Origin of the sequence: Pararhodospirillum oryzae, from assembly GCF_007992075.1 — a bacterium.
Taxonomy (GTDB): domain Bacteria; phylum Pseudomonadota; class Alphaproteobacteria; order Rhodospirillales; family Rhodospirillaceae; genus Pararhodospirillum; species Pararhodospirillum oryzae.
The window spans coordinates 1-11,696 of record NZ_BJZO01000105.1 but is presented as its reverse complement, the minus strand read 5'-3'; the positions used below and the strand labels follow the sequence as shown (position 1 = coordinate 11,696).

8 protein-coding genes are annotated in these 11,696 nt (G+C 68.4%); 3 read left to right on the top strand and 5 right to left on the bottom strand.

The annotated features are described in order from the left end of the window. From ROR02_RS14580 to ngg, 3 genes are all read right to left on the bottom strand, one after another. Positions 1-1,861 (bottom strand): mechanosensitive ion channel family protein (locus tag ROR02_RS14580; RefSeq protein WP_147164777.1); only part of this gene is annotated, 1,861 nt, incomplete at its 3' end. A gap of 122 nt (positions 1,862-1,983) precedes the next feature. Next, a complete protein-coding gene (locus ROR02_RS14575) occupies positions 1,984-3,159 on the bottom strand; it encodes an osmoprotectant NAGGN system M42 family peptidase (protein WP_147164776.1) in 1,176 nt (391 codons plus the stop codon). 52 nt (positions 3,160-3,211) lie between these two features. Beyond that, positions 3,212-4,942: an N-acetylglutaminylglutamine synthetase gene (gene ngg / locus ROR02_RS14570; RefSeq protein WP_147164775.1), complete on the bottom strand. Its 1,731-nt coding sequence runs from the start codon at positions 4,940-4,942 to the stop codon at positions 3,212-3,214. 420 nt (positions 4,943-5,362) lie between these two features. Here ngg and ROR02_RS14565 point away from each other — a divergent pair, with 420 nt between their 5' ends. Then, positions 5,363-7,063 carry a sensor domain-containing diguanylate cyclase gene (locus ROR02_RS14565; RefSeq protein WP_170245135.1) on the top strand — a complete coding sequence of 567 codons (1,701 nt, stop codon included), beginning with the start codon at positions 5,363-5,365 and terminating at the stop codon, positions 7,061-7,063. Between the two features lie 247 nt (positions 7,064-7,310). Here ROR02_RS14565 and ROR02_RS14560 read toward each other — a convergent pair whose 3' ends face one another. Both ROR02_RS14560 and ROR02_RS14555 read right to left on the bottom strand, forming a co-directional pair. Then, on the bottom strand, positions 7,311-9,089 hold the full coding sequence (locus ROR02_RS14560; RefSeq protein WP_147164773.1) for an N-acetylglutaminylglutamine amidotransferase: 1,779 nt from the start codon (positions 9,087-9,089) through the stop codon (positions 7,311-7,313). Positions 9,090-9,339: 250 nt separating this feature from the next. Further along, the gene (locus tag ROR02_RS14555) at positions 9,340-10,260 is read right to left on the bottom strand and encodes a squalene/phytoene synthase family protein (protein WP_147164772.1); all 921 of its coding nucleotides are present in this window, start codon (positions 10,258-10,260) and stop codon (positions 9,340-9,342) included. Positions 10,261-10,416: 156 nt separating this feature from the next. On the opposite strand from ROR02_RS14555, the gene ROR02_RS14550 reads away from it, so the two are divergent. Next, positions 10,417-11,013 (top strand): superoxide dismutase, encoded by a 597-nt coding sequence (locus ROR02_RS14550; RefSeq protein ID WP_147164771.1) that lies wholly within the window; start codon positions 10,417-10,419, stop codon positions 11,011-11,013. Between the two features lie 83 nt (positions 11,014-11,096). Then, positions 11,097-11,681 (top strand): GNAT family N-acetyltransferase, encoded by a 585-nt coding sequence (locus ROR02_RS14545; RefSeq protein ID WP_147164770.1) that lies wholly within the window; start codon positions 11,097-11,099, stop codon positions 11,679-11,681. Positions 11,682-11,696: the final 15 nt, after the last annotated feature.

The window sequence follows — 11,696 nt, the reverse complement described above, 5'->3', positions numbered from 1 at the left end:
CGGGCGTGGGGGGCTGGGGTTCGGGGGGCGGCGCGTCGTCGGGGTGGGGCGCCAGGGCGACCTCGGGCGGGGCGTGGCTGGCGGAGCCGGCCGGGGGATAGGGCACGGTGCCTTTCAGCCCCTCGATGCGGGGCTCGGGGAAGCGGGGCAGGGGCAGCGTGTTGGTTTCGCGCCACGCCTTCACCTGGGCCTCGGCGGCGGCGCGGGCGGCCGGGTCGGGGCTTGAGTCGCGGCCCATGTACAGGGTTTGCGACGGCAGGGCAAAGGCGGCGCCGCTGGCCCGGACCCGGTCCATGACCTGCAAGGTCAGGTCTTCCTGGACTTCCAGGAAATCCGAATAGTCCTCGGCGTGGACGTAGGCGAAAATTTCGATCTTCAAGGCGTCGGCCCCCAGGCCCAGGAAGCGCACCCGGGCCGGGTCGGGATCGACGCGGGGGTGGGCATAGAGCAGGTCGCGCAACGTCACCAGCAGGTGGCGGATCTGGTCGGGGGTGGTTTCCAGGCGCAAGGACAAGATCGGGTGAAACCAGAACATGTCCCGCCGGGAGTAGTTTTCGATTTCCAGGGCGGAAAGCGCGCCGTTGGGCACGGTCACCACGGTGCGGTTCAAGGTGCGGATGCGGGTCGAGCGCATGCCGATGTCTTCCACCGTGCCCATGGTGCCACCAAAGCGGCAGAAGTCGCCTTCGCGGATCGGGCGGTCGGCGATCAGCATCAGGCTGCCCACCAGGTTTTCGATCAGCTTCTGGGCGCCCAGGGCCACGGCCAGACCACCGATGCCAAGGGCGGCAAGGCCGGCGCTGACATCGACCCCGAAGGCATCCAGGATGATGATCGTGGCCCCGCCGATCACCACTCCCTTGCTCGCGCGGCGGAAGAAGCGCAGCGCGGCCAGGGCGCCCACCTTGCGCTGGCGGGCACTGCGTTCGATGCTGGCCGCGCCCACGGCATCGACAATCCGCCACAAGAACCAGGCAAGGCCGACCCAGCCGACCATTTCGGCCGCCCAGCCCAGCACCTGGCGGGCGATCACCGAGACGCCCAGGTGGATGCCCCCAAAGGCGAACAGCCACACGGCCAGGCACACCCGCAAGGGCGGCTGGGCGGCGTCGATCAGGCGCAGGCGGGCCGAGCTGGGGTTGTGGCGCCAGAGCAGATAGGCGAAGCCCCGGACCAGCGCGGTGAGCAGGCCGGCCCCGGCATAGGCGACGGCGGCCAGGGCCAGCAGCGCCCCCCAGTGGGCCAGCGGCACCCCCCACAGGCGCAGGCCGTCGCTCAGTTCGGGCGGAAGCCAGCGATCGAGCAGGCCGGTTTCCACCTGCTCCATCAGCTTGGGGATCAGGGTCATGGTGGCGCCGGACACGATCCAGATCGGGGTGTTGTTGGGGCCGTCCACCCGCTGGGCGATCAGGTCCACCGTGCCGTCGGGCGTGCGCACGCTGGCGAAGCGTTCCAGGTCCGGGTCCAGGCCGTCGTCGAGGCGGCCTTCGGGCGCGGTGCTCAGTTTGGAGTTGGCTTCCAGCCAGCCCCCCTTGTCGAGCACCTGTTGCAGGCCTTGCGCCAGTTCCTCGGCGCTCAGGCCCCGGCGGGCCGAGCGGCGGCTGGGGATGTCCAGGTATTGGGCGGCGCGGGTGTAGTCCTCCTCGGCCATGGCCTTGAGCAGGCCACGCACCATGCCCTCGGGCGTGTCCCGGCCCAGGGTGTCGCGCACGACCGGAGCCGGCGCGGCGGGAGCGGGGCCGGGGCCCAGGTTGTCGGCGGCGCGGGCGGCGGGCACCAGCGCCCCCATCAGCCCCAGGCCGATCATCAGCCCGAGCACCAGGCGAAGCGAGGGAGGACAGCGATTACGAACGGATGCCATGCGAAAACCTCTGGCTGGAAGCCCGGACAGGAAGCAGGGCCCCGGGGGGAGAAGGAACCGCGCCGCGCCCGCGCGGCCGGCGCGCCCCCTGGGGAGGTGTTTGGTCCTGTTCGGGCCTTGGGTCAGTCTACGGGGCGCACCGGGCCCTTGGCCGGGATTTCCGGCAGGTCCGGGGCCATGTGGTCGGGAATGGGCTGGCGGGTGAACCCCACCACCCCGTCGGTGCTCTGGTCGGCATCGCGCTGGATGCGAACCGGGCAAAGGGCATAGGCGCTGATGAGTTCGGCGACCGAGCGCAGGGCGTGCATGTTGATGCGCTCGTAGCCGTGCGAGGCGTCGATGCCAAAGGTGACCAGGGCGTTGCGCACGTCGTGGCCGGCCACGATGGCCGAGGCCGCGTCGGAGCGATAGTAGCGGAAGATATCCTTGCGATACGAGATATCCTCTTCCTGGCACAGGCGGATCAGGGTCTGGGTCAGGTGGTAGTCGAAGGGCCCGGTCTGGTCGGCCATGGCGATGGTCACGCCGAACTCGCTGGAGTTCTGGCCGGGGCCGCTGGTGCCGTTGTCGATCGCGACCACCGAGGCCACGTCGTCGGTCAGCGCGGACGAGGCCCCCACCCCCACTTCCTCGGCGATGGTGAACAGGAAATGGACATCGACCGGGGGCCTCTCGCCCGAGGCGATCAGGGCCTTGAGCGCGGCCAGGAGCACGGCAACCCCGGCCTTGTCGTCCAGGTGGCGCGAAACGATGTAGCCGTTTTCCAGGAACTCGGGCTGGGGGTCTATGGCCACGATATCGCCGATATCAAGGCCCAGGCGGGCCAGATCGCCGGCCGAGCCGGCGCGGGCGTCCACACGCAATTCCACCGAGGGCCAGCCCACGGGCAGGCTGTCGATTTCCTCGTTGAAGATGTGCCCGGAGGCTTTCAGGGGCAAGATGGTGCCGCGCAGGTAGCCCTTGTCGGTGAACACGCTGACCCGGGCGCCCTCGGCGAAGCGGGCCGACCAGGTGCCGATGGGCACGAGTTCCAGGCGGCCGTTGTCCTTCAGGTTCTTGACCTGGGCGCCCAGGGTGTCGAGGTGGGCGACCAGGGCGCGGGCCGGGCGGGGCTCGGCGCCGGGCAGCACCACGCGCACGGCGCCGCGCCGGGTCAAGGTGGCGGTCAGGCCCAGGCTTTCCACCTCGGCGCAGGTTTCGCGCACGATGGTGTCGGTGAAGCCGGTGGGGCTGGGAATGGCCAGCAACCGGGCCAGGATGGACCCAAGATAGCGGGTGTCGATGGGCAGGCGGGCCATCGGATGTCCTTGTCGGGGCACGAGAAACGAAGCGTTGGAAGCAGGGCCGGGCTCAGCCGGCCGGCGCCTCGAACGCGGCGGATTGGCGCAGCACGGTGGGAATGGCGTTGGGAAACAGCAAATCGACAAAGCGTTCCGCCGTGGGCTGCGGCTCGTGGTTGGCAAGGCCGGGGCGTTCGTTGGCCTCGATGAACACGTAGTCGGGTTCGCGAGGCGACCGGACCATGAAATCGATCCCGACCACGGGAATGTCAATGGCACGGGCGGCGCGGATGGCGGCGCCGACCAGGGCGGGATGAACCTCGTCGGTCACGTCCAGGATGGTGCCGCCGGTGTGCAGGTTGGCGGTGCGGCGCACCGGGATCTCCACCCCGGCCGGGGGCACGTCGTCGAGCCGGAAGCCGGCGGCCAGCAGGCAGCGCCTTGTTTCGTCGTCCAGCGGAATGGTGGACTCGCCCCCGGTGGCGGCGGCGCGGCGCCGGCTTTGCAGGCGGATCAGCTCGCGCAAGGGGGTGCGGCCGTCGCCGGTCACGCGGGCCGGGCGGCGGATCGCGGCCGCGACCAGGCGAAAGCCGATGATCACCAGCCGCAGGTCCTCGCCTTCCACCCGTCGTTCAATCAACACCCGGTCGCACACCCGGCGCGCGGTGGCGATGGCGGCTTCCACTTCCTCCAGGGTATCGAGGCCCACGGCCACGCCCCGGCCCTGCTCGCCCCGGGCGGGCTTGACCACCACCGAGCCGTGATCGGACAGGAAGGCTGACAGCGCCTCGCGCGGGCCGGCCTCGATCTGGTCGGGCACGCGCACGCCGGCGCCCGCCACCACGCGCCGGGTCACCGCCTTGTCGTCGCAGATGCTGACCGCCACGCCGCTTGTCAGTTCGCTCAGGCTTTCGCGGCAATGGATGGAACGCCCGCCCAGCGACAGGCGGAAGAAGCCCCCCTCGGCATCGGTGACCTTGACATCAATGCCCCGCCGGCGCGCCTCGGTCACGATGATGCCGGCATAGGGGTTGAGGTCGGCATCGGGCAGGGGGCCGGTGAACAGGCGTTCGTTGATCGGGTTCTTGCGCTTCATGGTGAAGCAGGGCACGCGCACGAAGCCCAGCTTTTCGTAAAGGGCAATCGCCTGGTCGTTGTCGTGCATGACCGTGAGATCCACGAACACGGCGCCTTGCCCGGCCAGCCGGGTGATGGCGGCGCGCACCAGCGCCTCGCCGATGCCCGGCAACGCGGCCTGGGGATCGACCGCGAGGCACCAGAACGAGGAGCCATGCTCGGGATCGCCGCAGGCAATCTTGTGATCAATGGTCATCACGGTGCCCAAGATGGCCTCGGTGGTGTCGTCCTGGGCGACCAGAACCGCAAGACCCGCGTCGGTGAACGGGCCTTCGAAGAAATCGGGCCGGATGGGCACCATGTGGCGGGCGGCGTACAGCCGGTTCACGGTGTTGATGTCGTCCGGCACGCGCAAGGGGCGGATGTGAAAGCCGGCCGGGTTGCGATCGCGCGGCCGGTAGTCGGAAACCCGCAAGCGAAAGGTGTGCGACGGATCCAGGAACATTTCCTGGGGGGCCAGGGCCAGGACCACGTGCGGGTCCTGCACGTAAATGGCCACGTCGCGGCGCTCGGGGCCCTCGGCCCGCATGGCCTCGATCAGGCGGTCCGGGTCTCTGAAGGTCTGGCCAAAGAGCAGGCTGCCCCAGCCACAATCAATGGAGGCCTCCGCCCGGGTGCACGCCGGGGGGGCCAGGGCGGAAGGCAAGATGAGATCGGCAGTCATCGTTCACCCGTTGGATAAGGTTTCAGGATCGATCGGGCCTCCCGGCAAGGGCGGCCCTGGTGGCGGGGGCTGGTTTCCCTCCGGTCCTTGCAAGAACCGGGGCCGGCCAGGGCAGGGACGGCGCGGACGCCGGGCCTCCCGTGGGGCGGGCCTTCCCCGAGAAGAGATGAGCGCAAGGGGTCGGCACCTAAAAGTTTAAAAGTTTCCCATCTTTTCTGATTCCAGGAAAAGGCGAGGGTGTTTTTTAGTTCGCGGCGAATGGGTGTTCCCTTTCCACGCGGATGGAAATTTTCTAAGGTTGTCCATCGGCCTCCTTGTCCCGTTCATGGAAAACGCACGGCAAGGCGGGGCGTGATCTTGTTTCCCGACAGTCTTTCGCCCGGGCATGGTGGGGTGACCATGAAGAAGGGATTCCCTTCGATGAAGAGCACCTTGATCTTGATGCGGCGTGCCGGGCCTGCCCCCCTGGACAGGAGGCGTTTTTCCGGGACCCTGATCCTGGTGGTCGGGGTTCTGGCGCTGCTTGCGGGGTGGTGTCTGGTCGCCTGGGAGTTGACCGGGAACGCGGCGCTGTCGCGCATGCACGCCCTGATCACCCGCGAACGCACGGAAGCGGAGTACGAAGCGGAAATCCTGGCCTCGCACAGCCGGGTCAGCTTCGCGCGCATTCGCACCATTCCCCTGATCCTGGCCAGCAAGGAATCGCTGATCGACCGCCTGGCCGAATTCGGCCCGGATGCGCGGCCGTCGCCCCTGCCCATGGCGGAGCGCAACCGCCTGTGGCGGGCCGATCCCGCCCTGGCCGTTCTGGCCGGGGAACTGCACGCCTTGATTACCCGCGCCGACCTTGGGGCGAAGGGAATCTGGGTCATGAATGCCGCCGGCGACACCATCGCCATCGCGCTGCCCAGCGCGGGCATCGATTACACGGGCTCGAATTATAGCGAGCGCGAGTATTTCCAGGCGGCGCGCGCGGGCCGGAATGGCCAGCAGTTCGCGATCGGCAAGGTTGGGGGTGTTCCTGGATTTTTCTTCGCGTCCCCGGTTTTTCTGGAAGGGCGGTTTGTCGGGGCCATTGGCGCGCGTGTTGATCTTGCTGATCTTACCCAAGGATTCGGCCCCGGTGCCTTTCTGACCGATGCGTTTGGCGTGGTCATCTACGCCCGGGATCCCGATGTGATGATGAAACAGCTGCCCGACGCGCGCACCAGGGACCTGACGCCGGAGCAACGCCTGGGGCGCTACAGACGAACCACCTTCGCCCCCCTTGACCTGACGCCCTCGCGGGAATTTCCGGACGCGGGGGTGTACGACCGTCCGGGCAGCCCCTCCCCGTGGATCTGGGCCCGGCGCGAGGGCGATCTGGTGACCGTCCACGTCCTGCGCGAATTGAAGACCCTGGCCGCGATCAGGAGCGACCGTTTGTTCTCCTTCGGATTGCAGGGGCTGGCCGGGGCGGCGCTGATCCTGGCGGCGGTGGCGAGTGTTTTGTATGTACGCGCCAACCAGCGCCATGCCCGGGATCTGGCCCGGCAGGCCGCGACCGACGCGCTGACGGGCTGTGCCAACCGGCGCTTTTTCCTGAGCATGCTGCAAAATGAATGCGGCCGGGCCGTCCGCTATGGGCAAGGCTTTTGCGTGCTGGCCCTTGATCTGGATCATTTCAAGGATGTCAACGATCGCTTCGGGCATCCGGGCGGGGATCTCGCCTTGCGTCGGTTCACCGAGGTTACCCGCGCCACGCTGCGGGCCACGGACCTGCTGGGCCGGCTGGGGGGCGAGGAGTTCGCGGTGCTCATGCCCAACACCCCCCCCGCCGAGGCCGCGCCCGTCGCCGAGCGCCTGCGCGCCGCCGTGGCCGCCATGACCGTGGATTTCAACGGAGCGGTTTTTTCCATCACCGTAAGCATTGGCGTGGCGTGCCGCGCCGCCTCGGGGACGGACAGTTTCGAGGATGTGCTGATCCGCGCCGATCAAGCCTTGTACCGGGCCAAGCAGGCTGGTCGGAACAGGGTCGAGGCGTGCCCGTCGTGCCAGGGGGGGCCACCCCCCCCGGCCCAGGAGGGCACCCCGAGGCAAGGGTTGAGCATGGCGGCTCCCTTTCCGTCGCGGCCGGGATAACGCGAGACCCGGGAAGCGAAAACCGCTTTTCGGATCAGTCGAACGTAAGAGCAATGGGTGAGAGCACCCGGCCCGGATCCGGTTCGACACCCGGCCCTCTGGCGCGAGCCCCGCAGGCCTCGCAGGCCTCGCAGGCCTCGCGGGCCCTGCGGGCCACCGGGGCCCGTCGCACGCCCGCGCCCCCTCCGTGAGTCCGGCGGGGGGAATGGCCTCGCGGCGGATGGCGGCGTGCTCCGGCATGGTGGCCCTAGATCCCCTGCGCTTGCAGCCACAATTCCAGCAACCCCGCCTGCCACAGTTCCGACCCCCTGAGCGGGGTAATGGCGTCGCGCGGGTTGGCCATCAGACGATCCAGGTAGTCCGGACGGAACAGGCCACGGGTTCGCGCCGCCTGGCTGCTCAAGGCATCGCGCACGAAATCCAGGCGCGAGCCTTCGATGTATTTCAGGGCCGGAACCGGGAAGTAGCCCTTTTCGCGGTCGATCACCGCCGCCGGGATCACCCGCCGGCCGACTTCCTTCAGCACGCCCTTGCCGCCCTGGGCCAGCTTGTGGCGGGCCGGCACCCGTGCGGCGAGTTCGGCCAGGGTGTGGTCGAGGAACGGCACCCGTGCTTCCAGGCCATGGGCCATGGTCATGTTGTCCACCCGCTTGACCGGGTCATCGACCAGCATGATCGTGCTGTCGAGGCGCAGCGCCTTGTCGACCGGATCCGGGGCTCCGGGCTGGGCGAAGTGGGCCTCGACAAAGGCCCGCGCCTCGTCGGTTTTCACCTGCCAGGCGGGGTTCAGGTGGGTGGCCAAGGTGGCGTGGTCGCGGTCGAAGAAGCGTTTGGCGTAGGTGCCCACCGGGTCGGTCGAGTCGACAAGGGGCGGATACCAGTGGTAGCCCGCGAAGATTTCGTCGGCGCCCTGGCCGGAAAGAACGACCTTGACGTGCTTCGAAACCTCGCGCGAGAGCATGTAAAACGCGACCACGTCGTAGGACACCATGGGCTCGGCCATGGCGGCGATGGCCCCGGGCAGGGCATCGAGCATTTCGTCTTCCGGGATGAAGATCTTGTGGTGCCTGGTCCCGAAATGCGCAGCGATCAGGTCGGAGTACTGGAACTCGTCCCCCTTTTCGCCGTTGGCGGCCGAAAAGCCGATGGAGAAGGTTTCAATGGCCGCATGCCCGTGCTCGGCCAGCAAGCCCACGATCAAGCTGGAATCCAGCCCACCCGACAGCAAAACGCCCACGGGCACGTCGGCGATCAGGCGCCGGCGCACGGCGGCCCTGAGGGAGTCCAGGACCAGGTCCTGCCACTCGGCTTCCGGGCGGGCCTCGTCCTCGGCCGAGCGGGTGAAGTCCAGGCGCCAGTAGGTCCGGTCGGTGCTGGTGCCATCGGGCTCGATCACCCGGCAGGTGGCGGGGGGCAGCTTGCGCACCCCGGCCAGGATGGTTCGGGGCGCGGGCACCACCGCGTGGAAGCTCATGTAGAACTGAAGCGCGACCGGATCCAGGCTCCGGTCCACGCGCCCGCTGGCGACCAGGGCCGGCAGCGACGAGGCAAACAACAGCGCGCCATCATCGGCCGTGGCCCAGTACAGCGGCTTGATGCCAAAACGGTCGCGGGCCAGGATCACCCGGCCGCTGTCGCGTTCGTGGATCGCCACCGCGAACATGCCGTTGAAGCGCTCGAAACACGCCGTGCCCCAGGCGTGATACGCCTTCAGGACCACTTCGGTGTCGCTCGCGGAAAAGAACCGGTAGCCCTCGGCTTCCAGCGCGCGGCGCAGATCCTGATGGTTGTAGAGGCAGCCGTTGAAGACCAGGGTTAATCCCAGGGTCGAATCCACCATGGGTTGCTCACCCCGGGCGGACAGGTCGATGATGCTCAGGCGGCGGTGGCCCAGGGCCACCCGGCCGCGCACCACGAGCCCGCCATCGTCGGGACCCCGGGGGTGCAGTACCCGGGCCATCCGGGCGACGGTCGCGGCATCGACCGGCTGGTCATCGAAACGGATTTCTCCACAAAGTCCACACATCCGTCTTCCAATGCTGATGTGACCGGACGAAGGGCCGGAGGCGATCCCCATAATCCTTCTCGGCCTGTGTCGCGGTCAGGGAAGGCAATCCCAAAACATGTTTTGGAATGGTGAGTTATTCCATGGGGATGGCGATAAGAATAGGGGTAATTGACTGTTTGATCAAGGAATTTTGCCCTGAAACTAGCCATTCGATCCTGGGGGATGGATTTTTTCGTCAGCATTTGTGACGCGAAGGACTGTGGTGAATTCACGGAAGCCCCTGGTTTTGCTGGCCGTTTGCGGGGGAGAGGGACGCGTGGCGGCTCCGCCAGCGCTGGCCCAGGGCGGCCGCCGCCAGGCGTGCCGGGCGCGCCGGGCGCGCGGCCAGGGCGGGGTCGGCCAGGTCAAACCCGGTGCTTCGCAAGCGGCGCACGAACGGATCGGCCAGGGCCGTGAGCAGCAGGGGGGCGGCCACCGGCGTGGGCACGTGGTGGGCCTCGGCCCGCGCCTGGGCCAGGGTGTCCTGGATCCGCTCCACCAGCGCCCGGCAGACGGGCGCCAGGGCGCGCAGGGCCGGCGGTTGGGAAAGGTCGGTGGGCGCGACGCCGGCGCGGGCCAGATCGTCCACGGGCAGGACGCAGCGTCCCTCGGCGGCCAGGGCCCGGGTCGCGCGCAAAAGGCCCAAAAGGCCCCACGCCGTGCCCACCCGGGCCGCGACGCGGGCCACCTCGGGGGGGGCTTCGCGGGCGCCGCCCAGGACCCGGACCGACAGATCCGACAAGGTTCCGGCCGTGGCCCGGGCATAGGTCCCCAGGGCGTCCTGGGTGGGGAAGGGGGAGGGCTCCAGGTCGGCGGCGCGGGCCTCGATCATCGGCGCGAGGGCGGTGGGATCCAGCACGCCCTGGCAGGCCAGTTCATGGAGGGCCTCGGCGCCGGGGTGGCCGCTGGGGGCGCGCTCGCCCTGGCCCAGGCTGGCAACGGTGTCGAGCCACCAGCGCAGCCGCATCTGGCCCAGCACCGGCTCGGTCACCGAGGGCGCGATCCGGGCCACGCTGGCGTTGACGGCCAGCAGGACCATCACGGCCTCGCGCCGGGGCCGGGGAGCGAACAAGGCGCATTGAAAGCGCTCGGGATCCTCTTCCAGCGCCTGACGGGCCAGCGCGGACAGGGGAGGCGGCGAGGAAGGCATGGGCTGGGGGCTCCAGGGCGGGAGGGTAGCAACAAAAGGACGTAAAATGTGCAAATCTGGTCGCGCACTCTTCACAACGACCAAGACGCATCATAAATCTGGGGCATTTCGCCCCGGCCCGAAAGGCCGTCCGTTCCCCGGATGGAGACTTCCCAAATGGCTTTCGTCCTGCCTGCCCTTCCCTTCGCCCAGGACGCCCTGGAGCCCCACATGTCGGCCCAGACCCTGGGCTTCCACCATGGCAAGCACCACAACGCCTATGTCACCAACCTGAATGGCCTGATCGTGGACACGCCCCTTGCCGGTCTGTCCCTTGAGGAGATCATCCGCCAAACCAGCGGCGATCCCACCCGCATGGGCGTGTTCAACAATGCCGCCCAGGTGTGGAACCACACGTTCTTCTGGAACGGCCTGTCGCCGGCCGGGGGGGAGCCGACGGGCGCCTTGCTTGAGGCCCTGAACGGCACCTTCGGCTCGGTCGCGGGCTTCAAGGAACAGTTCAAGCAGGCCGCCACCACCCAGTTTGGCAGTGGCTGGGCGTGGCTGGTCCTTGACGAGGGCAAGCTGAAGATCACCAAGACCGGCAACGCCGAGCTGCCCCTGACCAGCGGCCAGACGCCCCTGTTCACCTGCGATGTCTGGGAACACGCGTATTACCTCGACTACCAGAACCGGCGCCCTGATTTCGTGCAAACGGTGCTCGATCATCTGGTAAACTGGAACTTCATCGCCTCCAATCTGGCGGCGGCCTGAGGATCCGGCCGGCCGCCGGGGCGATTGAATCGTCAAGGAGGAGGGCCCCGCGCCCTCCTTCCGGCTGCCCAAGGAGACCGGCCATGAATGAATCCATCACGGTGCGCGATGCCCAGGAGGCGGACGCCCGAACCATTGCCCGCTACATGATCCAGGCCGGCGAAGGGCTGTATGAGTTTCTGCTGGCCGACCTGGTCGCCGACATGTCGGCCAAGTCCTTGCTGACCCACCTGGTTGAAACCGGGGAAGGGCCGCTGGGCTGGCCGTCATGCCGCCTGGCCCTCAAGGATGGCCAGGTGGTGGGCATGGTCAATGCCTTCCCGGTCGAGCGGTTCGACGAAATGGCGCTCGACATGATCCCCGCCGACCGGCTGGCCCACCTCGCGCCCTTGTTCCAGGCCCGGGTGGAAGGCTCGCTGCGCCTGAACGCCATGGCCGTTGATCCGGCCCAGCGCGGCGCGGGAATCGGCATGCGCCTGATCGCCGAGGCCGTGGGCATGGCCGGCGCGCAAAAGCGAAAAACGGTGAGCCTGCTGGTCTGGTCCACCAATCTTCGGGCGATCAAGCTCTACGAGGACTTCGGCTTCCAGCACGCGGGCATGATCGCGCTGCCCGCGCACCCGCGCCTGTCGGCCCGCCGGGCCCAGATCATGACCCGCGCGGTGTAACCCCTGGGCATGTGT

Bases quoted from the DNA above. Each gene is read 5' to 3' on its own strand.
- ROR02_RS14575 (WP_147164776.1), bottom strand. From the start codon at position 3,159: ATGGCCCGCCTGCCCATCGACACCCGCTATCTTGGGTCCATCCTGGCC.
- ngg (WP_147164775.1), bottom strand. From the start codon at position 4,942: ATGACTGCCGATCTCATCTTGCCTTCCGCCCTGGCCCCCCCGGCGTGC.
- ROR02_RS14565 (WP_170245135.1), top strand. From the start codon at position 5,363: ATGAAGAGCACCTTGATCTTGATGCGGCGTGCCGGGCCTGCCCCCCTG.
- ROR02_RS14560 (WP_147164773.1), bottom strand. From the start codon at position 9,089: ATGTGTGGACTTTGTGGAGAAATCCGTTTCGATGACCAGCCGGTCGAT.
- ROR02_RS14555 (WP_147164772.1), bottom strand. From the start codon at position 10,260: ATGCCTTCCTCGCCGCCTCCCCTGTCCGCGCTGGCCCGTCAGGCGCTG.
- ROR02_RS14550 (WP_147164771.1), top strand. From the start codon at position 10,417: ATGGCTTTCGTCCTGCCTGCCCTTCCCTTCGCCCAGGACGCCCTGGAG.
- ROR02_RS14545 (WP_147164770.1), top strand. From the start codon at position 11,097: ATGAATGAATCCATCACGGTGCGCGATGCCCAGGAGGCGGACGCCCGA.